The organism is Paenibacillus andongensis (genome assembly GCF_025369935.1).
Lineage (GTDB): Bacteria > Bacillota > Bacilli > Paenibacillales > NBRC-103111 > Paenibacillus_E > Paenibacillus_E andongensis.
The window spans coordinates 1523486-1546245 of the sequence record NZ_CP104467.1 but is presented as its reverse complement, the minus strand read 5'-3'; the positions used below and the strand labels follow the sequence as shown (position 1 = coordinate 1546245).

Annotated in this window: 19 protein-coding genes; 4 read left to right on the top strand and 15 right to left on the bottom strand. The window is 46.0% G+C overall.

Annotation, left to right across the window (positions count from 1 at the left end; translation table 11 throughout):
* Positions 1-6 precede the first annotated feature (6 nt).
* From NYR53_RS07160 to NYR53_RS07150, 3 genes are read right to left on the bottom strand one after another with little or no spacing between them, the layout of a single operon-like run.
* Positions 7-942 (bottom strand): transketolase family protein, encoded by a 936-nt coding sequence (locus NYR53_RS07160; RefSeq protein ID WP_261304537.1) that lies wholly within the window; start codon positions 940-942, stop codon positions 7-9.
* A 2-nt stretch (positions 943-944) separates the two neighbouring features.
* On the bottom strand, positions 945-1790 hold the full coding sequence (locus NYR53_RS07155) for a transketolase (RefSeq protein WP_261304536.1): 846 nt from the start codon (positions 1788-1790) through the stop codon (positions 945-947).
* Positions 1791-1840: 50 nt separating this feature from the next.
* Positions 1841-3274, bottom strand: a complete 1434-nt coding sequence (locus tag NYR53_RS07150; RefSeq protein WP_261304535.1) for an L-fucose/L-arabinose isomerase family protein — start codon at positions 3272-3274, stop codon at positions 1841-1843.
* A 325-nt stretch (positions 3275-3599) separates the two neighbouring features.
* On the opposite strand from NYR53_RS07150, the gene NYR53_RS07145 reads away from it, so the two are divergent.
* Positions 3600-4649 (top strand): LacI family DNA-binding transcriptional regulator, encoded by a 1050-nt coding sequence (locus NYR53_RS07145; protein WP_261304534.1) that lies wholly within the window; start codon positions 3600-3602, stop codon positions 4647-4649.
* Positions 4650-4805: 156 nt separating this feature from the next.
* Here the strand turns inward: NYR53_RS07145 and NYR53_RS07140 are convergent, their stop codons facing one another.
* Positions 4806-6809: a beta-galactosidase gene (locus NYR53_RS07140; RefSeq protein WP_261304533.1), complete on the bottom strand. Its 2004-nt coding sequence runs from the start codon at positions 6807-6809 to the stop codon at positions 4806-4808.
* On the bottom strand, positions 6806-8158 hold the full coding sequence (locus tag NYR53_RS07135) for a glycoside hydrolase family 30 protein (RefSeq protein ID WP_261304532.1): 1353 nt from the start codon (positions 8156-8158) through the stop codon (positions 6806-6808). The genes NYR53_RS07140 and NYR53_RS07135 overlap by 4 nt, the downstream gene beginning before the upstream one ends.
* A gap of 126 nt (positions 8159-8284) precedes the next feature.
* On the opposite strand from NYR53_RS07135, the gene NYR53_RS07130 reads away from it, so the two are divergent.
* Complete coding sequence (locus NYR53_RS07130; protein ID WP_261304531.1) at positions 8285-9193, top strand: helix-turn-helix domain-containing protein; 909 nt, start codon at positions 8285-8287, stop codon at positions 9191-9193.
* Positions 9194-9353: 160 nt separating this feature from the next.
* On the opposite strand, the gene NYR53_RS07125 is transcribed toward NYR53_RS07130, so the two are convergent.
* The 5 genes from NYR53_RS07125 to NYR53_RS07105 all read right to left on the bottom strand — a co-directional run bounded on the left by NYR53_RS07125 (position 9354) and on the right by NYR53_RS07105 (position 14083).
* Complete coding sequence (locus NYR53_RS07125) at positions 9354-9803, bottom strand: hypothetical protein (RefSeq protein ID WP_261304530.1); 450 nt, start codon at positions 9801-9803, stop codon at positions 9354-9356.
* Between the two features lie 228 nt (positions 9804-10031).
* Positions 10032-11126, bottom strand: coding sequence for a Gfo/Idh/MocA family protein (locus tag NYR53_RS07120; RefSeq protein ID WP_261304529.1), 1095 nt, complete (start codon positions 11124-11126; stop codon positions 10032-10034).
* Positions 11127-11146: 20 nt separating this feature from the next.
* Positions 11147-11776, bottom strand: a complete 630-nt coding sequence (locus NYR53_RS07115; RefSeq protein WP_261304528.1) for a ThuA domain-containing protein — start codon at positions 11774-11776, stop codon at positions 11147-11149.
* Positions 11777-11806: 30 nt separating this feature from the next.
* Positions 11807-12967, bottom strand: a complete 1161-nt coding sequence (locus NYR53_RS07110; protein ID WP_261304527.1) for a Gfo/Idh/MocA family protein — start codon at positions 12965-12967, stop codon at positions 11807-11809.
* A gap of 81 nt (positions 12968-13048) precedes the next feature.
* Positions 13049-14083 (bottom strand): LacI family DNA-binding transcriptional regulator, encoded by a 1035-nt coding sequence (locus tag NYR53_RS07105; RefSeq protein ID WP_261304526.1) that lies wholly within the window; start codon positions 14081-14083, stop codon positions 13049-13051.
* Between the two features lie 263 nt (positions 14084-14346).
* Between NYR53_RS07105 and NYR53_RS07100 the strand changes: the two genes are divergently transcribed.
* Positions 14347-15711, top strand: a complete 1365-nt coding sequence (locus NYR53_RS07100; protein ID WP_261304525.1) for a putative bifunctional diguanylate cyclase/phosphodiesterase — start codon at positions 14347-14349, stop codon at positions 15709-15711.
* On the opposite strand, the gene NYR53_RS07095 is transcribed toward NYR53_RS07100, so the two are convergent.
* The 5 genes from NYR53_RS07095 to zwf all read right to left on the bottom strand — a co-directional run bounded on the left by NYR53_RS07095 (position 15706) and on the right by zwf (position 22174).
* A complete protein-coding gene (locus NYR53_RS07095) occupies positions 15706-16497 on the bottom strand; it encodes a YheC/YheD family protein (protein ID WP_261304524.1) in 792 nt (263 codons plus the stop codon). The two genes, NYR53_RS07100 and NYR53_RS07095, sit on opposite strands and share 6 nt — an antisense overlap.
* Entirely contained in the window at positions 16457-17626 is a 1170-nt protein-coding gene (locus tag NYR53_RS07090; RefSeq protein WP_261304523.1) for a glycosyltransferase family 4 protein, read from the bottom strand. Before NYR53_RS07090 ends, NYR53_RS07095 begins: the two co-directional genes overlap by 41 nt.
* Positions 17627-17777: 151 nt before the next feature.
* The gene (locus tag NYR53_RS07085) at positions 17778-19361 is read right to left on the bottom strand and encodes a peptide chain release factor 3 (protein ID WP_261304522.1); all 1584 of its coding nucleotides are present in this window, start codon (positions 19359-19361) and stop codon (positions 17778-17780) included.
* Between the two features lie 41 nt (positions 19362-19402).
* Positions 19403-20473, bottom strand: coding sequence for a metallophosphoesterase family protein (locus NYR53_RS07080; RefSeq protein WP_261304521.1), 1071 nt, complete (start codon positions 20471-20473; stop codon positions 19403-19405).
* Positions 20474-20638: 165 nt separating this feature from the next.
* The gene (gene zwf / locus NYR53_RS07075) at positions 20639-22174 is read right to left on the bottom strand and encodes a glucose-6-phosphate dehydrogenase (protein WP_261304520.1); all 1536 of its coding nucleotides are present in this window, start codon (positions 22172-22174) and stop codon (positions 20639-20641) included.
* 191 nt (positions 22175-22365) lie between these two features.
* Here zwf and NYR53_RS07070 point away from each other — a divergent pair, with 191 nt between their 5' ends.
* Positions 22366-22734 (top strand): hypothetical protein, encoded by a 369-nt coding sequence (locus NYR53_RS07070; RefSeq protein ID WP_261304519.1) that lies wholly within the window; start codon positions 22366-22368, stop codon positions 22732-22734.
* Positions 22735-22760: the final 26 nt, after the last annotated feature.

The window sequence follows — 22760 nt, the reverse complement described above, 5'->3', positions numbered from 1 at the left end:
GCCCACCTACTTTCCAATCATCTCAAGCGCTACACGTTTGAGATTATCTGCGTGGATCCCGTAATGCTTGAATACTTCCGAGCTTTTGCCCGCGATGGCCGGCTCATCCGGAATGCCGATAAGACGCATCGGAACGGGTTGATGCTGGACGACTACTTCTGCAACTGCTGCACCGAGCCCGCCGAAGATACTGTGCTCCTCTACCGTAATGATATGCCCCGTTTCCCCTGCAGCCCGAATGATCGCTTCTTCGTCTAACGGCTTAATCGTGTGCATATTGATGACGCGACAGGATACACCAACCTCTCGGAGAGCTTTCTCCGTATCAAGTGCCACCCGAACGGTTTCCCCTGCAGCAATGATCGTCAGATCCGTGCCATCACGCAACGTCACCGCTTTGCCAATGACGAATTCATAGTCATCGGATTCGTAAACATCCTCTACAGCATTTCTACCAATACGAACATAAACACCGCCTTCGTGCCTAACTAAAGCCTCTGTCATTCTCTTCGTTTCGTGACGATCGGCTGGCAATACTACCGCAAGTCCCGGAATTGCCCGCGCTACAGCTATATCCTGAACCGAATGGTGTGACATACCCAGGGCGCCATAGCTGACTCCGCCGCTTATGCCAACAAGCTTCACGTTGGTTCCAGAATAGGCCACATCCACTTTGATCTGCTCAATGCTGCGCATACTTAGGAAACAAGCAGGCGAAGTGACAAAAGGTTTCTTCCCGCTATGAGCTAGACCAGCCGATATGCCAACAATATTTTGCTCAGCGATGCCAACCTCAACGAATTGATTTGGGAACACCTTGGCAAAAGGCGCCATAGCCGCTGAACCTCGAGAATCACTGGTGAGAACCATAATATCTTGATCGGTTTCAGCCAAATTCATGAGTGTCTCGCAAATAACCTGACGGTTAGGGATCGTGTTCATGTTTAGCGCACCTGCCCTTCATGTTTCAATAACTCAAGCGCCGCTGAGAGTTCTGCCAAGGCTTGCGAAAGCTGTGAATCGTTCGGCACATGATGGTGCCAAGCAGGATTATTTTCAGCAAAGGAAACACCTTTGCCTTTCACCGTATTGGCCATGACCAAGGTAGGTTTTTCAGGTACAGTTGGCACCGCCCCGAAAGCCTCAACCAGTGAATCCATATCGTTTCCGTCAATGGAAACAACATTCCAACCAAATGCCGCCCACTTCTCTTCTAGTGGCTCAAGCCCCATGACTTCTTCCGTGCTGCCGCTGATTTGCAGGCGATTTCGGTCAATAATACCTACGAGATTGTCAAGCTTGAAATGGGGACCAGCCATAGCTGCTTCCCAGACAGAGCCTTCTGCCTGCTCACCATCACCCATGAGGCAAAATACCCGATAGCTTTTACCATCTCGTTTAGCCGCAAGCGCCATACCTACCGAAATAGCAAGCCCATGCCCAAGAGCACCGGTATTCATTTCAATCCCAGGCACCTTATTGTTAGGATGGCCGATTAAACGTGTACCGAACTGACTGAAGGTCCCAAGCTCTTCTTTCGGGAAAAATCCTAGGTCTGCGAGGATGCACCAAAGTGATTCCACAGAGTGCCCCTTGCTAGCGATGAAGCGGTCCCGCTCAGACCATTTCGGATTCTGTTGATCGATTTTCATAATTTTATAGTATAAGGCCGTCAAAATATCCGTATTGCTGAGGGAGCCTCCAGTATGTCCTGTCTTGGCTCCGTGTATCATCTTCAGCAGATCCATTCGGATCTGGATGGCTTTTGCTTTCAGTTCTGTATGGTTCATTGGGCCCTCCTTAGTGGTTTTGCCAGATAAACTGGCTTCGCAAGCTTTGTTTATAGATCAGAGCCACGCAGCCACGCCTGAATTTCTTGCACAGTCGGATCCACTGGATCCGGGGAAAGACCCGGTATATATTGGCACGCTTCATAAAGCGCGGGAATCACGTTAGCATGAATACCAACGGCATGATGAACGTAAGGACCTTTCACCAACTTCTCTTCCCATAACGGCCAGTCATTGACTTCCACCCAGACATAGGAACCGCGTGTATAAGGACCTTGGATACCTTGTGCACGACCTAAAAATAATTGATATTCCCCATGGTCACCGTCAAAACGGGCCAAGGTTATTCCGCCGCCTTTGATTTCCCCTTCGTGTGTACCTGGCGCATGGTCATCGAACAAGAAGTGCTTGCGCAGCTTCGGCTTATCCTCAACCGAGAGAGAGACAGGGAAATTACCGCAGTGAAAGAGCAGTTCTCCGTTCGGATTCTCAGGATGACGGACCGTCAAATCAGCGAAGAATGTCGGAGCTTGATTCATCGAAGCTGCCTGCACCATGATGGAGGTAATCGCTCCGTGAATGTCGGTTTCGCAGGTTACCGGAATCTGCTCATCCGTTAGAATCGCATTAGCCAGACAAGGCATAATTCCCATAGCATCTTGAAGAGAAGACCAACACTGGATTGCGATAGCTGTGCTTCCGGTTTTGGTTGCGTATTGTTTCATAGCTACTTTCAGGGCAGCAATGCGTTTCACATCATCCTCAGTTACTTCGCTATAATCAAGCTTTTCTTTGATGTATGTAATGGCTTCATTCAGCTCAACGCTGTTTCCTTTTTCAATCTGCTTCGATGTCCGTTGAATATCAACCAGTGTAATGGGATGAATCTCGATGCCAAATCGCTCCAGCAGCTCCCCCTCGTTGCACATCATCGTTAAGAAAGAAGCTGGCCGAGGCCCAATTTGCAAAATACGCAAGTTGCGCATTTGACGAACCACGTTCGCAGCAGCAATGAAATTGGTAAACCCACGTTCAAATACCGGATCATTCACCCGACTGTTCGTCACATACGTAAAAGGCACATTAAAACGGCGCAGCACTTTACCTGTGGCGAATAGCCCACATTGGGTATCCCTCAACCGCATACCGTCCTCAAGAGGCGATTCATCGCGAGGTCCCCATAACAACACCGGCTTTCCAAGCGCTTTACCAACCCGGGCTACGGTATCCTCGGTACCAAAGTTGCAATGCGGAAAAAAGACGGCATCCACCTTTTCCTCTTTAAAACGTTCAATAATCGCATCTGCATTGATATGGTCGTCATAAAGCAGCCCCTCGGAATTCAGACCCTCCAAATCCACGATGTCGATGTCCAAACCGAAGCTTTCGATTTTCTCCCGGATTTGAACCTTATACTTGAAAGCATCTTCAGCGCTAAATACAAAACGACGGGTAGGGGCGTAGCCCAACTTAAACTTCTTCATGATATGTCTCTCCTCTAAAAATCAAATGATAAACGGATGAATAAACAACTAAACACAGTAGTAATGAATACAACAGACCAACTAAACTTAACTTTTATTTTAGTATTTAATGATATAAACAATTTACTTAACTTTCTTTATGAAATCATCCTATCACCCTAAAATTCTGGTGTCAACGACTTATTTTAGCTATTTTAAAATAAAATTTAGTTTATATCTCACTAAACTTAACTAAACAAATATAATTCAACTTGTATATGTTTATCAATCGTTGTAAACTAAACTTACTTAACGAATTAGTTAACATGAAATGAGGAACCCGATAATGAAGATGGAAGATATTGCGAAATTAGCAGGCGTTTCCAAATCTGCCGTATCCTTTGCTTTCAGCGGGAAGCCTGGAATCAGCCCAGAAACCCGTGAACGCATCCTGCAAATCGCACAGGAAAGCGGATACCTCCCTAGAGCAAAATCCCCATCCATTGACCATACAGCTAAATCGCTTACCTTTTTAGTCATTTCAAACTCTGGCATCGTACTAGAGCAGTTTTATCAACAGCCATTCTTTAGGGAACTTATCCAATTCATAGAGGAACGTTGCCGTACGAAAGGCTATTCCTTACTTTTTTCCTCCATCGATATGGAGTTTTTGGAGAGGGATATTCGGATGGTTGCAGAGGAAAAAAAGAGCAATGGAATCGTCCTTCTAGGTACGAACTTAAATAGGGAGCAAATCGCAGATATTGCCAATAATCTTCAATCGCCTCTTGTAGTTTTGGACACTTGCTTTGATACGCTGCCTATTCATTTTGTAGAGATTAACAATTTTATGGGCGCTTATCAGGCCGGCACTCATCTCTGTGAGATAGGACATACTGATATTGGCTATATTGAATCGAATGTGAGAATTCATAATTTCGAGGAGAGAAAGCGTGGCTTTACTTCAGCTATCCAAGAACATGGCAGGGAGATTCTGAATACCCATAGATTTTCCGTAGCGCCTACCATTCTATCCTCCCAAGATGCGCTCAAAGCTCAGTTGCTAGCGTTCCTGAAGGAAGGGCATCGTTTGCCGACCGCGCTATTTTGCGAATGCGATTATATCGCCATCAGCGCTATGAAGACGCTTCAGGAGCTCGGATACCGTATACCGGATGACGTGTCTGTTATCGGTTTTGACAACATCTCCGAAGCGGTCATTGTTTCACCAGAATTAACGACCGTCCATGTGGAGAAACAAAGAATGGCTTATCTCGCTGTGGATCTGCTTATTGAATCGATTGAATTAGAGCAAAGTGCCGGCACTAAAATCAAGGTTGATACGCATTTCATCGAGAGACTGTCCTCGCGCGTAAATCAGGCACCGATAGACTAGGTGAAAAGGTCCACGTTCCGTCAAATGTTGATATGCCCACCATTTTGACATAATAACGAACTCTCGTTCCGCTAAATCATACCCGCCTCGATGACTTAACCAATACATAAAGAAAGACTGCCCCTCTAGGCAGTCTTCTTCGTATAACCTCAGCAGTTACGCTTCCTCAATAATCGCAATTCCCCAGCGAGTCAGCTCCCTGACCTCACCTTGCTTCACAGCCTGTCCGCTCAACAATTCTTTCCCCTCCGCATGCGGGTACTTCAACGTCTCGGTACGATCCGAGTAATTGAAATAGTAACGAACCGTCTTCCCTTGGTCATTAACGCCCGATTTCACAATAAGGGGATAGTGGATATCCTGATCCTTCCCCCATAGTCCGGCATCATAGACCGCCTTTTCCAGCACCTTGCTCATCACGGCAGCGCTCGGCAAACAACCAATATAAGTCGTAGTACCTTTCCCGTAGCGATTCTTTGTTATAGCCGCATACGCTCCCCAGTGAGGATGGTCATAATAGGCTACTACCTCTGCTGTCGTAGGAGTAAGCAGTTCCATCCATGTGTTCACTGCGTTGTCCTCAGGTCCAACTTCAAATGGGTCACCCTTGAATGAAACGGATTTCGGCTCCACAAACATACTGTAGCGAATACCGCAAGCTTCATCGATAGCGCCAGGTTGATGTGTAGTGCGGACTTTGACATGTTCGTTGGTAAAGCCGCTTTTAAACGTGTACACGACATGCCCGCCATTTCTGACGAAAGCATTCAACCGCTCCAGCAGCTCATCTGACGCTGCATACAGTGCCGGAACAAGAATCAGCTCATAATTCTCAAACGTATGACTGTCCGGATGAACGATATCGCAGCCGATATTCATTTTATATAACTCATCGTACATAAGCCGAACAATATCGTTATAGTTGACTTGACGCCCAGGCAAAGGAAACCATTCCATCGCCGTCAAAGCCTCATTGCTGACCAGCATCGCAACCCGATTCGATTTCTGCAGATTCACAAGATGCGGCGACAATCGATCAAAATCTCTGCCAATGGTCTTGGCTTCTTCATAAACGGGATTCGACGCCAAGTCGTGGCTTAGCAAGCCCTTCCAGTAGGTTTCAGCGGAATTGTGGATCGAATGCCAGTGCCAATAAGAGACCATGTTCGCCCCAGAGGCCAGATGGCTGAATGCTTGAAGCCTTAATTGTCCCGGGTAAGGAGTCCAGTTAGGAAAAGCTTGCGCCTGAGTTTCCAACACGAAATAGTTGGTTCCTTTCAGAGAACGGGTAACGTCTCCGCCAAACGAAATTTCGGTTCCAGTCAACTCATCTTGGGAAGGGTGATAGATATCGACTCCAGCGATATCCAAAGACGCCGACGCAGCAAAATGGTCTACATCCGGTTGGACACCGAAGGAGTGACCTCTCCATTCGAAATCAAAATTATGCGTGACGAATTGACCTGATCGTTTATATTCATTCACGATAGCAGCTTGCCAAGAAAGAAAATCAGTAACGAGCTTCCTTTGGAATCGGGCGAACTCCGCTCCTAGACTGCCGTTGATCGTTCCAACGACAGAAGGAAAGTCCTCCCAACTGTTAATTCGGTTGCTCCAGTAGTCCAGCCCGAATTCCTCATTAAGGCGTTCTAGGGTTCCAAACTTATCTTTCATGTACTTCACGAACATGAACTGGACGTTGGAACCTGCCGTCTGATAATGTTTAGTCTCATTATCTACCTGATAACCGATAATCGCAGGGTGATGTTGGACATGCCCGATCAGCTTACGGATGATCCTTTCAGCATAAAACAAATACGTTGGGTTCGTAATGTCCATAATTTGACGAGCGCCATAACGTCCCGGCCCCTTCGGGGTTACAGCCAAAACGTCCGGATGCTCCTTCACCATCCAAGTGGGAATCGCATACGTGGGAGTTCCTACGATGACCTTAATACCCGCTTCATGCATCGCATTGAGCACCCGATCGACATGCGTGAACTCAAATACCCCATTCTGCGGTTCATGCGTACTCCAAGTCGACTCAGCAATTCGCACCAGATTAATTCCGGCATCCTTCATCATCTGGATATCTTGATCCAATCGTTCATAGGGCATGTATTCCCTATAATACGCTACACCATACAGCAGCTCTTTCATCGTCCATTTCCTCCACTAAACACAATTGTATTGAATGAGTCTGGTTCAAGTTCAAATGTATGAACCCTTGTCCCATCTGAAATACAAACAACCTTGGATTCTGCAAAAGGATTGGCGATCACGACCACTTTTTCCCCGTTCGGCTTTTCAAATGCAAGCGCATTTCCGGTCCATGGACCTTTTAAACCTAAGCGTGTAGATTCTGGAGCTATAAAGTGGGAAAAGTGCTTCATCACATAGTATTCTGGGTTGTAAGTCGCTGCCTTAGTCGCTGGATCTACCGTAATCATTGAGTTTTGCTCCCAGCCCCATGTGCTGCGTCCCTTCGGCTCAAGCACCATGTTCCAATAAATATAGGCGTTCACGCCGTTTGTAAAATAGTGCTGATATAAATTAAAAATATATTTGGCATAATCCCACGTATTCGTGCCGTCTCCACATTCATTTTCCGTCTGCATGTAACGAAGCTCCGGATAGCTTTGAACGGTTCGTTGGATGCCGTATTTTCCGGCCCATTGGTAGCCGACACCTTTAATATACTTATAAGCCTCAGGATCACTCAGCACGGTAAAAGCATAGGCATTGAAATCCGACGACGATTTTTTCAACCATTCCTGCCACGGCTCCGGCGCATTAATCGTTCCCAGCCAAATTTCAGCATCGATCCCATGCTTCTCGAAAGCAGGTCCTAAATAATCCCGAATGAAATCGCGAAGCTGTTCCCCTGTCCACAAGCAGGATGGAAATTTTTGATCAGCGACAACTTCGTTTTGAACGTGAATTTGATGAATCGTAATCCCTTCATTGCGGTAAGCTTCTACATATTTAACGAAATAAAGCGCGTAGGCTTCTAGTATTTCTTTTTCCCAGCGTAATGTGCCATAGTTATAGACTCTTGGGAACTTCATCCAAGTTGGAGGGCTCCAAGGGGAGGCGAAAAACTTCAAATCCGGATTATAGCTTAAAGCTTCTTTGATATACGGAATCAAGTACTTCAGATCCCTCTCGATGGAGAAATGCTTCATTTTCAGATCTCCGTCTGTCTCATTTAGACTGTACCACTCGAGTGCATAATCGCTTGCCCCGATCGGAAGACGGCAAATACTAAACTTTTGGTCGCCATCTGGATGAAAAAGGGAGTGTAGAACTTGCCCGCGTTCTTTTTCCGATAAGAGAGAAAGCGCGGCGAAACCTAACTCATTGAAACATCCCCCGAAGCCTTCCACCATTTGAAATGTTTCATCGGTTATCGCAAGGTTTACATCACCGTTCCCACGATTAGACACTTCTTTATTTTGCCACGCGGATTCTTTGGTGCTTGATATCCACTCAATGTTAGCGTTATCCATGATCTAAGACCTCCATCTATTTTTGGTACGACTTGATCCTTTTCTCTCTTTATTATAGATTGAGAATAGATCCCTACGCGATTGTCCAATCAACGTGAAATTTACCCAAAACCAAGGTGAACCGAGATGGCTAAGGAAAAACAGTATGTAAGTTGGGAAAACGCTAATTGGCTTCCTATGTTTGATTGGAATGTCAAATTTTTTGGAGCTCACTTGCAGCAGGTGGAGAACAAGTGGGAAATGCCCATTGAATCTCATATAGGCTTTGAAGTTAACCTAATCCTAGATGGCTGTCAGGAAACGATGATGGAAAAGAATCGTTACTTGCTGAAAACAGGAGATATCATCCTCATCCCGCCAGGATTCAAACATGCTAACCGTTGTATTTCAAAGGAAGGCATGACATATTTTACTGCCCATTTCAATGTAGACGACCCCCTATTTCGGCAAGAAATGATCAAAAACTCAAAGATTCTCTTCCCATCCGAGACCGAGGAAAATGGTAAACTGCGAAAAGTTCTCGATTATTGGGTTGAAATGGCGCAGCAACCTCGTGAATATACGACAGCGGATCGGTTTCGCTTACAAGCTACTTTGTTTGAGTTATTTGGAATCTTGGCGCAAATGGTTAGTCCAGCAGAAGATCAGAACGAAAGCATTCCCCCCACGTCCGTTCAGTATGCCAAAGCAATTGCTGAGTCCATCAAAGCATCCTTCAACCCATATTCTCAGATGGATGAAGAAACGCTAGAAAAGAAATTGAGTATCGATGACATTGTTTCCTCGCTTGGGATCAGCTCTGGTTATGGACTTGAGGTATTCCGCAAAGTGTTTGGGATGTCTCCACGACAGTATTTATCCGATCTTAAATTGCATGAAGCGAAAGTCCTCATTGCGCAGCCCGATCTACCTCTCAAAAAAATCGCCTCCCTATTGGGTTATTCTCATTTATCCCATTTCAGCAGGCAATTTAAACGGTGGACGGGGATGAGCCCCTTGCAGTACCGTCAATCGAAAAAAGCTGCCCTACATTAGGCAGCTTTTCTTTAATCCTCAAGATTGTTCCGGTACTGGCTGGGGGTCATGCCTGTATATTTTTTAAAAAATAACAAAAGGCGTTACCGCAGGTGCAGTCAAGGGCTGATGTCGGAGGACAAGAACATGGGGTTAGATAACAAACAAAAAGCAGGTACCGCTACCTGCTTTTTTTTCTACGAAATCTAAATCCCCCATAATCAATGACTACGATCTGTTTACTCCGCTTTAAACGCAAGTGCTTCTTTAAACGCAGGTTACGGGCATACGATTTATAATAATTGCCTGTACCCCTGGATGGAATGATTCCATTGTCCAAAAATTTCTTTACTAATTTCATAAGCAATCGTCTATTTATTGAGGAATTCCGGAATTTCCGATCATATTTTTTCATAATTACCCAGCGATAATCCGTGTCGTAATCGATAATTTGCGCAAAATATTTTCTTAACGATTTCAAAGATGATTTATACATGTCTACTTCCCTCTTGTTGCATTTGATCCCTTTTTTTGATTTTGCTATCTTCATAACATAGCCGTTACCTAAATCGTATACAACTCGCGTTACACCAGACCCAATGAATTTCTTCCCTTTTATTTTCCTTTTCATGTACGGATTCATCTTAATCAAGACAGCTCACCTCATTCTCAATAATGTAATGCCCTCCAACTGCGCCATTTACGGATTTAATTATAAATTTAGTATATGTTCAGAACCTCGACCCGAACTGGTTGTACATATAGATTGTAAAAAAATGGTCTTTACGTGAATTTATACTTTCTTATCAACTCAAAAAATCCCCCTCTTAATCAAGAGGAGGATCCATGTATTAATTTATTATAGTACGGTATCAGGTGACAGCGGGGCTGGTCTCTCACAGCTGCTTTGCATCACATAATGCTTCCCTGAGTCGGACGCATCGTGAAAGCCATGCATCGCCTCGAGCACGTGGTACGCCAGCTCCCCATTCGCGCGATGTGCATCACTTTGGCCGCTTATCAGAGCCTCAGCCATCGCTGCAACACCTAAACCGCGGTGGTTTTCTGTGTAGCCGTGCGAAAGAGGAATCGGCTCCCAATCGGATCCGCCTTTGCGAATAAGCACCTGACCTCCGAATGTATTCGGGTCCGGAACGCGTAAAGAACCTTGACTGCCGTAGATTTCAATGTGAGGCAGCTGAGTACCACCCATAATATCAAAGCTTGTTACTAACGTGGCAATCGCACCGCTATGGAAATCCAAAACACCAGCAATATGCGTTGGTGTTTCTACCGTGATTTTCTGCCCGCGTTTCTTCTCACTAGAAATTGTGCGCTCCGGGAAACTAACGGCAGCCGAACCGGTAACTCGGCGGATAGGCCCCAGCAAAGCCACAAGCGCGGTTAAGTAGTAGGGACCCATATCGAACATAGGGCCGCCGCCTTTTGCATAATAAAATTCAGGATCCGGGTGCCAATGCTCATGGCCTTTGCCCATCATGAATGCCGCCCCTGCAATCGGTGTGCCAATCCAGCCGTCATTAATCAGCTTCACACACGTTTGGATGCCTCCTCCGAGGAACGTATCCGGTGCACTGCCAACCAGCAATCCCTTACGGCGCGCAACTTCTAGAATCTGCAAACCTTCTTCGCGGGTTACAGCGAGCGGCTTCTCCACATACACGTGTTTGCCCGCTTCCAGCACTTGAATACAGACTTCGGCATGCGCAGCAGGAATCGTCAAATTAATTACAATATCAATATTCGGATCATTCAATAGCTCTTGAACCGTATACGCATGAGGAATACTGAATTCCTCCGCCCGAGCCTTTGCTCTAGCCAAATCGATATCGGCACACGCGAGCAGCTCCAAGTGCTCAAAGGTAGGAATATTTTTCATATAAGCAGCACTAATATTGCCGCAACCGATAATACCAACTTTCTTCTTGCTCATTGCTTACTTCCCCCTAATTGTTATCTTGTTGCCCACAGCAAGCCGCGGCGCATTAACTCTAGTGTTTCTGGCATACGAACGATGTTAGCTTGATGACCTAGCGAGTTATAATACACCTTGCCCGCTCCATAGGTTTTGGTCCAAACAACCGGCATCTCCACATCGCCAAAGTCTGTTACCGCATGTACGTGGATAGCTGGGTCCACATGCATGTAATACTTTTCCGAGACCACAACGAAATCATCCATGCCCTCCGTCAATAGATGCCCCCGATCCTTAATTCGAACCGTATACGTAACGCCGTCATTCCCAGGATGCGCTACCCATTGACCGCCAACCATGTATTGATATTCCACTTCATTACGGAAAGAATCTGCCATGCCGCCATGACAACCTGCGATGCCAGTTCCGCCTTCTTTTACCGCTGCAATTAACGGGTTCAGCTGCTCACTCTCGATTTTACCCATGGTCCATACTGGAACGATAAGATCTACGCCCGCCAAGCGCTCTGCATCTTTGAAGCTGTCCAGTGTATCTGATACTTCCACGCCAAAGCCTTCCTCACGCAATAACCCTGCGAAAATGCCAGCCACCTCTTCAGGTTGATGGCCGTCCCAGCCACCCCACACAATCAATGCTTGTTTACTCACGCTTAAGACCCCTCTCCATACTTTCTATCCTTAGACTTCGCTAATACTGACCCAACGACGCTGCGCAATGGATTGATCCACTGCTTCCAGCACCTCTTGACACTTCACACCATCTACGAAATTCGGGACCGGCTGACGGTCTTCCGAAAGTGCGTTCATGAACTCAACGACTTCGTGTACAAATGTGTGCTCATAACCAATCGTATGTCCCGCAGGCCACCACGCATCCATATAAGCATGCGACGGATCTGTCGCCAGAACTCGTCTGAAACCCTGTACATCCTCATCATCGCTTGTAAAATAAACCTGTAATTCATTCAACCGCTCAAAATCAAACTTCACACTGCCCTTACTGCCATTAATTTCAAAAGAATTCGTGCACCGGTGCCCTGGAGCAAAACGAGTAGCCTCGAAGCTGCCAAGCGCCCCATTCGCGAAGCGTGCCATGAACAGCGTCGCATCATCGACCGTGACCGGTCCGTGCGGTGCATCCTTGCTGCCTTTGGCGCTAAGCCCCGTCATCGAAGTCGGCAGCGGACGCTCCTTGACGAACGTCTCACTCATGCCGATAACCTCCGTCATGTCACCGACTAAGAAGTGCGCCAGATCGATGAGATGCGCGCCCAAATCGCCGTGCGACCCAGAGCCGGCAATCTCCTTCTGGAGGCGCCACACCAGCGGGAACGTTGGATCTACGATCCAATCCTGCAGGAACCAGGCGCGGAAGTGATAGATGTCTCCGAGACGGCCGCTCTCGACCAGCTTCTTCGCGAGCTGCACCGCAGGTGCAAACCTGTAGTTGAAGCCCACCATGTGCTTCACCCCGGCTGTTTCAGCCGCCTCCAGCATTTCCCTTGCATCCGCAAGGGTCAGCGCCAGCGGCTTCTCACAGAACAGATGCTTGCCGGCCTTCGCCGCAGCAAGCGCGATTTCCTTGTGCGCGTCGCTGGGCGCATTGATATCGACGATGTCGATATCGGGATGCGTGACCAGCTCGCGCCAGTCGGTGACATACCCGTCCCAGCCGAATTGTTCGGCTGCGCTGCTGACACCGCTTTCATCTCGACCGCAGATGAGCTTCATCTTCGGTACCGCTGTCTGCGGGAAAAACATATGCAAATCCTTATAAGCATGACTATGTGCTTTGCCCATAAACTTATAGCCAACCATACCGATATTGAAAGATTTCATAAAAGTGCGCCTCCCTAGAGTTTCGCCTTAGCAAAACTAGCTTCTTTAGCATTCATTTGGGTTCTTTCATCCATATACCTATTAATCATTTATGATGACTGCTCTCGATGATTGTCGCACAACCAACCGGGTTGGCAGTTTGATTCGTGTATCCTTCGTGCCTTCCGCATGCAGCAAACCCGCCAGCACACTGCGTGCTGCTTCTTTGCCCATCTCATAGAAAGGCACATTGATGCTGCTTAGCGGTGGATCGCAGAGCTTGGCAGCATCCGAATCATCGCAGCCAACTATGGCGAAATCACGTCCAGCGACCCAGCCTCGCTCACGGAGCCCTTGCATCAGACCAATCGCCATGCGATCATTGGCCGCAAATACCGCTTCCACTTGATCCCGATGTTCCCATAGCCTTGATGCTGCTTCATAACCGCTTTTACGGCTGTAATTGCCTTCAAGCAGGAGCTCAGGAGGAACTTCTAAACCTGCTTCACTCATTGCTTTCCTATAGCCTAGAAGTCTATCTCCAGAGTTTGAGTACTGTGGCGAACCGTTCAGAAAAGCAATCTTCCGATAGCCCTCTTCCTGTAAATGCCGAACAGCCCTATAACTGCCCTCTACATGATCCGCATCCACTTCATGAAAGGATAACCCCTCGAAGCTTTGATTGACCAAGCAAAAAGGCAGTCCCTGCTCCTGCAGCTGCAATAACGATTCCCGCTGCTGCGGAGTATCCCTTGAACCCAGGATGACACAAGCATCCACCTTCTGCGAGCGATAAAGTCGGGTGTAATCCAAACTCTCATCCGGTGTTAAGAGCGACAGCAGCATATCGTACCCCAGCTCCCTTACTTGTTCCCCTATGCCGCTTAATATTTCCGCGAAATAAAAGGCAGAGAAGAGATGCACTTTGGGCATATAGGGCAGTACAACGCCAAGATTACCGCTGCGCCTCCGAGCGAAGCTTTGCGCAATCGCATTGGGATGATAGTTGAGCTGTTTAGCAGATTCAAGTACACGCTCTTTCGTAGCAGGCTTCATGGGGCCTAGCCCATTGAATACACGGGATACGGTCGCCTCTGAAACCCCTGCTAGTTCAGCAACCTCTTTTCTCGTCACCATGCATAAGCCTCCAATAATTCATCCATTAAACTAACAATGTACACGCGTACATTCTCTCATTCAAAAGCCATTCATGTCAATACAAAATTAACGATTATTTTAATTTACAATATTCGACATTTTCATCAATTTTACATAAAGTTAAACAAATATTTTGCTATTTTTTGTAAAAATAACTAATTTATAATCTTGTCTACTGTTCGCCTTTCGACTTATGATAAAGGGTACAGTGGACAACTATGATGTGGGAATGAGTGATAGCAATGAAAGCAGTCTGGCGCCTTTTTCACTTCGCCGCATCGACAAAATTAGGTACTCTTAGGAGTAAGAAAATACACACTCGCATTTACCAACGCCAGCAGCTTCAAGCATTGTTAAAGCAGGCTATTGGAAGCCGATATCACGATAAGCTCACAGCTCCATTACGCACGCTTCTCATCCTTGATATTGACCGGTTTCGTCAAGTTAATTTCTCGCTTGGCTACATGTCTGGCGATCTCCTTTTGGAAGAAGTGGCCCATCGTCTGCGGAACATACATGGCTGTGACCTAGTTGTTCAATCAGGAGATGATGAGTTTGTTCTCCTTATACATGCTAATACCCAAGATCAGCTTTCCCAAACCATTCAAAGTATCCAGCAGGTTTTTGCTACATCCTTCATTGTAATGGGTCAAGAATGTTTTATTACCGCAAGTATGGGTAAAAGCGCTGTAGACATATCACTAGCTACAATTGAACAAGCTATGCATCAAGCTGATCAAGCTCTCCTAGCCGCTAAGCGTACAGGCAAGAACAAGCTCGTCAGCTATCATTCATCACACATGCAGCGTTTCTCCAATCAAATTGAGATGGAAACTGAGCTGCGGAAGGCTATACTTGAGAATCAACTGATCCTATACTATCAGCCGCGTCTTGAACTCTCCACCGGTAACATTATTTGTTTGGAAGCCTTGGTGCGCTGGAATCACCCGAAGCTCGGCTTAATTGCTCCTAACGAGTTTATTCCGCTTGCCGAAGAGTCCGGTTTGATTTTGCAGCTCGGTGAATGGGTGCTCCGTGAGGCTTGTCTCCAAAAAGCGAGATGGCTGGAAGCCGGCATTTTAAACTATCAAATTGCTGTAAATATCTCCCCTTGTCAATTTCAAGATGAGTCCTTTTCCGATAAGGCCATTCAGATTATTGAGCAGACCGGTATTGACCCTGCTTTTCTGGAATTTGAAATTACCGAAAGCTCTATTATGCAAAATATGGATACAACCGTCGCGGTACTAGAAAAGCTATGTACGAAAGGGATTTCGATCTCGATCGATGACTTCGGAATTGGCTACTCATCACTTAATTACTTGAAAGAATTTCCTATCCATTGTCTGAAAATTGACCGTTCTTTCGTGAAAAATATACATAGCAATAAAGATGATTGGGCCATTACCAATGCCATTATCCATCTCGGCCATGCTCTTGAGGTACAAGTGGTTGCAGAAGGCGTAGAAGAATGGAGCCAGCTTGAAATATTGAAAGAAACGACCTGTACGACGATTCAAGGCTATTTATTAAGTCCTCCTGTATCCGCTATCGAAATTGAGCAAACCTTTCATAGGAATAACAACAGACCGGTTATGATTTCATAACCGGTCGTAAGCTTTGGCATAACGTCTCATTTTCGCAAAAATACGTTTATCACTCAATCTCCGAAAAATATAGGGATCTGGACTCGTATTGACCTCGAGAATCCATGGATGCAGCTTATCATCCAATGCCACATCGACGCCGATCTCCTTAACCCCTTTATAGCGCGCGTTAATCGCCTTCGCAACCTGCGTCCCCAGACTGTGCAGCTTCTTGACATAATCTTTCCGCTTACTTGCAGGCAAATATTTGTGGAGCAGCGTTTCCACTGGCTTCAATGTTCCCCCATTGTGGAAGTTAGTAACCACTTTTTTCGGATGGGCCACTCTGCCTATGACACCCGTTGTCTCCCATTTCTGAAGAGGCGTTTGTTGAACCATAACACGAAGATCGAAGCGGTTTCCTTTGTATTTGAGCAAGTGAATCCCTTTTTGCACTAAATAATTCCGTTTTTTCGTCCTTCTACTGATGGATGCATACATCTCATCAAATGTTTTAAACTGTCTTAGTCGAACCCCAGACTGATACGAATATGGCTTTTCTACCCCCTCATTCCCCTGTTCCACACGAATAACACCGTTTCCAAACATCCCTACATTCGGTTTAATATACACCATTTTATATTGATTAAGCATTTCCCTTAGTGTCTCTTGATTCATTCGTTTGGTGATCGGAACATATTGACGCAGCTTTTGCTTCGATTCGATTGCTTTCGTTTTGCCAATTTTGCTTGTGACGTACCTAGCTCTACGAATACGACGAACTGGTTTCTTTGACGTCTTTTTCATGTTTTGCCTCCAGCTTCAGTCTATAGAATTCGGCCAAAGATTGTGCTGTGGCCTGCCAGCTGAATTGCTTGATGACATCGCTCCGCGCCTGTTTGGCTAAACCATCTGCCCATTCTTTCCGTTCGGCCATCGCCACAATACTTCGTGCGAATGTGCGAGGATCTCGAAATTCTTGGATCAGAACCCCGTTATGTTCATGCTGAATGATCTCTTTAATTCCCCCTATATTCGAAGCGATAACCGGAAGTTCAGAAGCCATTGCTTCCACATTCACCAATCCAAATGCCTCATGCTTCTGTGAAGGACAAACGAAGCAATTCGCGAGTCCATATACTTCATGTATCTTTCGATGAGGAATATTGCCTAGAAACTTTGCCGGCACTCCAAGCTTATTTGCCTTCCTTTTAAGCAGTGCCTTGAAGCCATTACCTTGTTCGCCCCCAGCAATCAAAAGCTTCATCCCAGGGATGGATTTTCTAGCCAGATGAACAGCGCGAATCAAATGAAATATACCTTTACGCCTTATAAGTCGGCCGACATAAAGGACATGAAAACCGTTTCCGCTAACCCGGTACTTTCTTCTTAAACGTCTTCTCCTTTTCTCCGATCTAGGGCGAAATCTAGCCACATCGGTCCCGAGGTAAATCTTGTGAAGCTTATTTTGTTGTTTCGGATAAAGTCTTGTTAACTCCTCTGCAAGTGAGCTGCTGTTAGCTACAATCCAGTCCACTTTATTCAAATGCTTGGAGCATCTGCGAATAGAAGCATACGGCGGCTTCACGAAAGTTAAGGAATGTAGAAATAAAGATACTGGTGTTTTCGGAAAATGGCGTTTAATGACAGCAGCATACTCGGGTCTGTTATCGACTTGAATCCAATCGAATGTTTTTCCCTTGGTTGCCTTAAGCACTTCCTTCAAGTACGTACGAGAGCTTCCCGTAGGTACTCTAATAATCGTAAGTCGACCCTGACGTGAAATACGGCTGTACCTAGGATGCTGCCGCGAAATAACGGTGACTTGGTGCATTTTGGCAAGCTCGCGTGCAATGGAATGAATAGATATTTCGACGGAACCACCTAGTATCGGCGGCACTGGAATTTGTTCAGGAGCAATGATTAAGAGGTGCACGTCTCTACTTCACTTCCTTAGGACTGGTTTATAAAACTACTTATTAACCCGTACCTATTGTATGAAGCAAACTGTCCGTTGGCGACAAAATTGAAAGAAGAGGCTGTTCCCCAGATTAAGATCCGGAGGCAGCCTCTTCTTTAATTACAACTTATGGAGCGCTAGTTAAAAATTTAGCAGTCGGGTTTTTCTCGATCGATGATCGCAGCGCATACTCGCTCTCGAACAAGCCCACGTAATTCCCTTTTTTATCTTTGACCAGCTGTGAGTTAATGCGGAATTTGCTTGGATCCAGCTTCTCGTCTATAATCCAACGAGCGAACTGATAGTTCTGACGCTGTAATAAAATGTCAACGCCGTATTCGGATTTCATCCGATGCTCAAGTACTTCGAATTGCAGTTGACCGACTACGCCAAGAATCATATCCTCGAAACCAATCGTGGTGAATACTTGAATCATACCTTCTTCGGTCAATTGATCAATCCCTTTGAGGAACTGCTTTTGCTTCAAAGCATTCTTGATCGAAACTTTGCTGAACAGCTCCGGAGAGAAAGTCGGCAGCTCGTCGAAGACGACCGCTTCCCCTTCACTTAGGGAATCGCCGATGCGGAAAATTCCTGGATCAAACAAGCCAATGATATCGCCTGGGAATGCCTCTTCGACGATGTCGCGGTCCTGCGCCAAAAATTGCTGCGGCTGAGCTAACTTAATGTCTTTGCCCAGTCGAACATGTTTCACAGACATGCCACGCTCAAATTTCCCAGAGACGATACGAAGGAAAGCCACACGGTCGCGGTGAGCTGGATTCATATTCGCTTGAATCTTGAATACATAACCTGAGAATTTCTCTTTGGTAGGCTCAATGATACCTACTGTGCTGTTACGCGGCTCTGGCGCTGGCGCAAGCTGTAGGAAGTTCTCAAGAAACGTCTGCACTCCGAAGTTGTTCACGGCACTTCCGAAGAAAACAGGTGTAAGCTCGCCTTTCAACACTTTCTCCATATCAAACGGATCACCGGCTATATCGAGCAGCTCAATGTCCTGGCTTAATTGTTTGTGCAGGAATTCACCAGCAATTTGCTTCACTAATGGATCATCAACACCATCCACTTCGCGTACTTGAATATCTTTATGATCTTCACCTTGATACAGCTCTAATTGCGATTTCCCGCGATCGTAAACTCCGCAGAACTGCTTGCCAGATCCAATCGGCCAGTTCATAGGATACGAACGAATGCCGAGAACCTCTTCTAATTCCTCTAAAAGTTCAAACGGGTCGCGGCCCTCGCGATCCATTTTGTTAATAAACGTGAAGATCGGTATTCCGCGCATTCTGCACACCTGGAATAGCTTCTTCGTCTGCATCTCGACCCCTTTGGCTACGTCAATCAACATCACCGCACTATCCGCGGCAGTAAGTGTTCGGTACGTATCCTCACTGAAATCTTGGTGACCAGGTGTATCCAGAATGTTCACGCGATGCCCTTCGTAATCGAACTGCATAACGCTGGAAGTTACCGAAATTCCACGCTGCTTCTCAATTTCCATCCAGTCGGATGTCGCATGTTTGCTAGCCTTACGCCCTTTGACTGTTCCAGCTAAGCGAATCGCGCCTCCGAATAACAGCAGTTTCTCGGTCAATGTTGTTTTACCCGCATCCGGGTGAGAAATAATCGCGAAAGTACGCCGCTTAGCGACTTCTGTTGCGAGTTGTTTTGTGAGTTGCGTTGTCATTAGATTATTCCCTTCTTCTTTTACATATGGCTTGCTATGAATCAGGCTTGAACTTTCTGCAAATCAATACTCCAATTCGCTTCATCTAGGAAAGTTCGATTGCTAAACTCTCGGCCGCGCACGACGACCTTATCTGCAAATACTTGCACATAGATGCCCTGTGCTTTATTCTTGGCTTCTTGCTGGTAGGCCCGGTTAAGCGTTCTTCCAACCGAAGCATTGTGGAAATAATGGAAAGACTCCTTCACATAATGCGGTGTCCCATTCTGGAAATCTTGATGACGATGTCCGCAGAACACGAATACATTCTTATATGGCTTTAACGTCTCGCGGAACTTGATAGCGCGCATTAATTGATGTGATCCCCCATCTGTGCCACTAGGCGGCAGCGGCTGATGCGTCATCACGAACAGTGGTCTTCCAGGTTTGTAGAGGCTTTTCACCCGTTCTTTGAACCATTCCAATTGCTCATCGGAATACCAAGCTCCCTCACCCACCTCAGGCTTCTCTTGCACGTAGGCTTCTTGTGAAAGCAGCAAGATGGAGTGACCCTTGGTCGTAAAATCATTGTAGAGCTGCTTGTAGCCAAAAAACTTCTTGAACGACTCTCGGCTCATCGCGTCACTTTTGCCGTTCGGAACGGCTGCTTGATCCCATATATTCGCTTTATTAATCCAGATCGAGTAATAATCGTGATTTCCCATATTCGCATGAACAGGTGGAAGTTTATATTCACTTACAATGGTACGCAGCTCCTTATAATCTTGTTCCGTTCCTGTGTCCGTCAGATCGCCTGTCAACATGATAGCATCAACAGGACCGTCGAAATGGGTAATATCATCAAGCGCTTGTCTTAATTTCTTACCCGTAAGTGCATCACCTATACTAATATGAAGGTCGCTTAATATAAAATAGGACATGAGGGGACCTGCCGGCAAGGGTTCTGCCGAAGATGCTGCCACGGATTGGGAAGGCTCAGGTTTCACAGATGATAGGGAGGGCTTAGCATCCGGAATAAACTTTTTCTTAACCATTTGACTAAAAATGGCACTTAATCCAACAAGTGCAGCCCCTATTGCCAGCAACCACCTGATAAAAGCTCTTCGTGACATATACGCACCTCAAGTAATGAATAGTAAGATTTACTCCGTAATATTTATTATACCACAAAAAAAATCCAACAGGCAGAGTTCGCCAGTTGGATGTTAAGCTTGTTACCTCAAGGATAAACGGCTTACGCCGTCCATAACGAGCGCGTTTGTCAAGGTTGAAAGCAACTAGGTTAAAACCGTTGTTTTTTGAACGGCTTCCCAATCAACTTCACCTTCATTTTGACCGTTAATCGGCCACCACTTGAAGCCGTCATCGCTTAGGAGCTTCGATGCCTCTTCAGGCCCCCAAGATCCGGCTGGATAGTGTTTGAGGTCTTCCGTCTTCTCACTCCATGCTGCTGCAATACGATCCACATAGGACCATGCAAGCGCCACTTCATCCCAACGGGTAAAGTACGTGGAATCTCCACGCGTTGCGTCATACAGCAAGCGCTCGTAAGCTTCCGGCGTATTGATACCGATCTGACAGCTTTGGCAGAAATCCATCGCTACGGGAACGATGACGCCTTCCGAGCCCGGCTGCTTCGCATTCATTTTCAGATAGATGCCTTCCATCGGGTTCACACGGAATACAAGCAAATTCGGCTCTAACTCATGCTTTTTGGCCAAATACACATTATTCGGAATGTTCTTAAATTCTACAACAACTTCGGTTGTTTTGACTGGCAGCCTTTTCCCTGTACGAATGTAGAAAGGTACACCTGCCCAGCGGAAATTATCCACGTGAACTCTGGCTGCAAAATAAGTCTCTGTTGTAGATTGCGGATTCACCGAATCTTCTTCACGGTAAGCAGCCAGCGCTTTTCCTTTGGAAGAGCCGCTCGAATATTGACCACGGACCACATTCGCACGAACATCTTCGCCGGATTCGAATAAGCGGAGGGAACGCAGGACCTTCACCTTCTCATCCCGGATATCTTCCGGATGCAGGCGGCTTGGCGGCTCCATGGCCATCATCATCAGCATTTGCAGCATATGATTCTGACCCATATCCCGCAGAGCGCCAGAGTGATCGTAATAACCGCCGCGTTCTTCAACGCCAACCGTTTCACTTAGCGTAATTTGAATGTTAGCTATGTATTTATTATTCCAAAGTGGTTCAAAGAAAGCATTCGCGAAACGAACGAACTCAATATTTTGCACCATTTCTTTACCTAAGTAGTGATCAATTCGGTAAATATCTTGCTCTTCAAATACTTGACGAAGCTGTCCATTCAAACGCTCCGCTGAAGGCAGGTCGTATCCGAACGGCTTCTCAATAACAAGACGATGCCAACCTTTGGTTTCGAGTAATCCGCCTTCACTTAAGTTGTACGATACGTTGCCGAAAAGCTCTGGAGCCAGAGCCAGGTAGAACAAACGATTCCCGCCGGTCTGATATTTCTCATCCAATTTGGCAGTCAGTACATTAAGTTCATGGAAACCAGCGACATTATTGATATCCAGTGACATGTATTCAAAACGTTGTGCGAATCGATCCCATTCCGCCTCATCCGTCACTTTATAACGGGCAAAATCCTCAATCGAATGCTTTACATCATCACGAAATTGTTCATTCGTGCGAGGTCTTCTAGCCAAACCAACTACAGCAAAATTTTCCCCTAACTTTCCTTCACGATATAGGCTATAAAAAGCAGGAAACAGCTTTCTTTTCGCCAAATCGCCCGTTGCTCCGAAAATATAAAACACAGCTCCACTCATCTATGCATCATTCTTTCTCTATTAGGATTAGTTAATATGCTTAGCATACCTAAAATAGTCAAGCTATTCAACTTTTCTGAGAACTTTCTCTCATAACTTTTTCTTATACGAATCTAGACATTCGTCTATACCGATCCGCCCGGCAATGAATAGGCTGAAAGTACACAATAACACGGAGGTGCTAAGATACAATGCAGCCTGTTTATCCAATTACTGATAAAACCTGTCGAAGCTTATACGGAAAGCATGTTCTTATTTTTTTAAACAATGGTTCCGAAATCTATGGCGTATTAAGTCGTATTGAAAAAAACAAGCTGATCCTGAATGATGATGCCAATCCGAAGCTCAGCACAACTACGAAGAAAACCAAAAAAACCATTTCCAAATCAAAAGCAATGAAAACAAATCAAGCAAAGCCACTAGATCAAACACCATTCTCAGGCACAGCAGCAGAGAGTTATTCCTCCTTTGGCTTTCCTCTTTTTGGTGGCATAGCTCCTGGGAATCAAGGCCCGATCGATATTCCACTTGAAAATATTGCGGCTATGTTCAGCGAATGATGAAGGGGCTGTGGATGAAACCATCA

Coding starts and splice junctions, on each gene's coding strand:
- NYR53_RS07160 (WP_261304537.1), bottom strand. CDS start 942: ATGAACACGATCCCTAACCGTCAGGTTATTTGCGAGACACTCATGAAT.
- NYR53_RS07155 (WP_261304536.1), bottom strand. CDS start 1,790: ATGAACCATACAGAACTGAAAGCAAAAGCCATCCAGATCCGAATGGAT.
- NYR53_RS07150 (WP_261304535.1), bottom strand. CDS start 3,274: ATGAAGAAGTTTAAGTTGGGCTACGCCCCTACCCGTCGTTTTGTATTT.
- NYR53_RS07145 (WP_261304534.1), top strand. CDS start 3,600: ATGAAGATGGAAGATATTGCGAAATTAGCAGGCGTTTCCAAATCTGCC.
- NYR53_RS07140 (WP_261304533.1), bottom strand. CDS start 6,809: ATGAAAGAGCTGCTGTATGGTGTAGCGTATTATAGGGAATACATGCCC.
- NYR53_RS07135 (WP_261304532.1), bottom strand. CDS start 8,158: ATGGATAACGCTAACATTGAGTGGATATCAAGCACCAAAGAATCCGCG.
- NYR53_RS07130 (WP_261304531.1), top strand. CDS start 8,285: ATGGCTAAGGAAAAACAGTATGTAAGTTGGGAAAACGCTAATTGGCTT.
- NYR53_RS07125 (WP_261304530.1), bottom strand. CDS start 9,803: ATGAAAAGGAAAATAAAAGGGAAGAAATTCATTGGGTCTGGTGTAACG.
- NYR53_RS07120 (WP_261304529.1), bottom strand. CDS start 11,126: ATGAGCAAGAAGAAAGTTGGTATTATCGGTTGCGGCAATATTAGTGCT.
- NYR53_RS07110 (WP_261304527.1), bottom strand. CDS start 12,967: ATGAAATCTTTCAATATCGGTATGGTTGGCTATAAGTTTATGGGCAAA.
- NYR53_RS07105 (WP_261304526.1), bottom strand. CDS start 14,083: ATGGTGACGAGAAAAGAGGTTGCTGAACTAGCAGGGGTTTCAGAGGCG.
- NYR53_RS07100 (WP_261304525.1), top strand. CDS start 14,347: ATGAAAGCAGTCTGGCGCCTTTTTCACTTCGCCGCATCGACAAAATTA.
- NYR53_RS07095 (WP_261304524.1), bottom strand. CDS start 16,497: ATGAAAAAGACGTCAAAGAAACCAGTTCGTCGTATTCGTAGAGCTAGG.
- NYR53_RS07085 (WP_261304522.1), bottom strand. CDS start 19,361: ATGACAACGCAACTCACAAAACAACTCGCAACAGAAGTCGCTAAGCGG.
- NYR53_RS07080 (WP_261304521.1), bottom strand. CDS start 20,473: ATGTCACGAAGAGCTTTTATCAGGTGGTTGCTGGCAATAGGGGCTGCA.
- zwf (WP_261304520.1), bottom strand. CDS start 22,174: ATGAGTGGAGCTGTGTTTTATATTTTCGGAGCAACGGGCGATTTGGCG.
- NYR53_RS07070 (WP_261304519.1), top strand. CDS start 22,366: ATGCAGCCTGTTTATCCAATTACTGATAAAACCTGTCGAAGCTTATAC.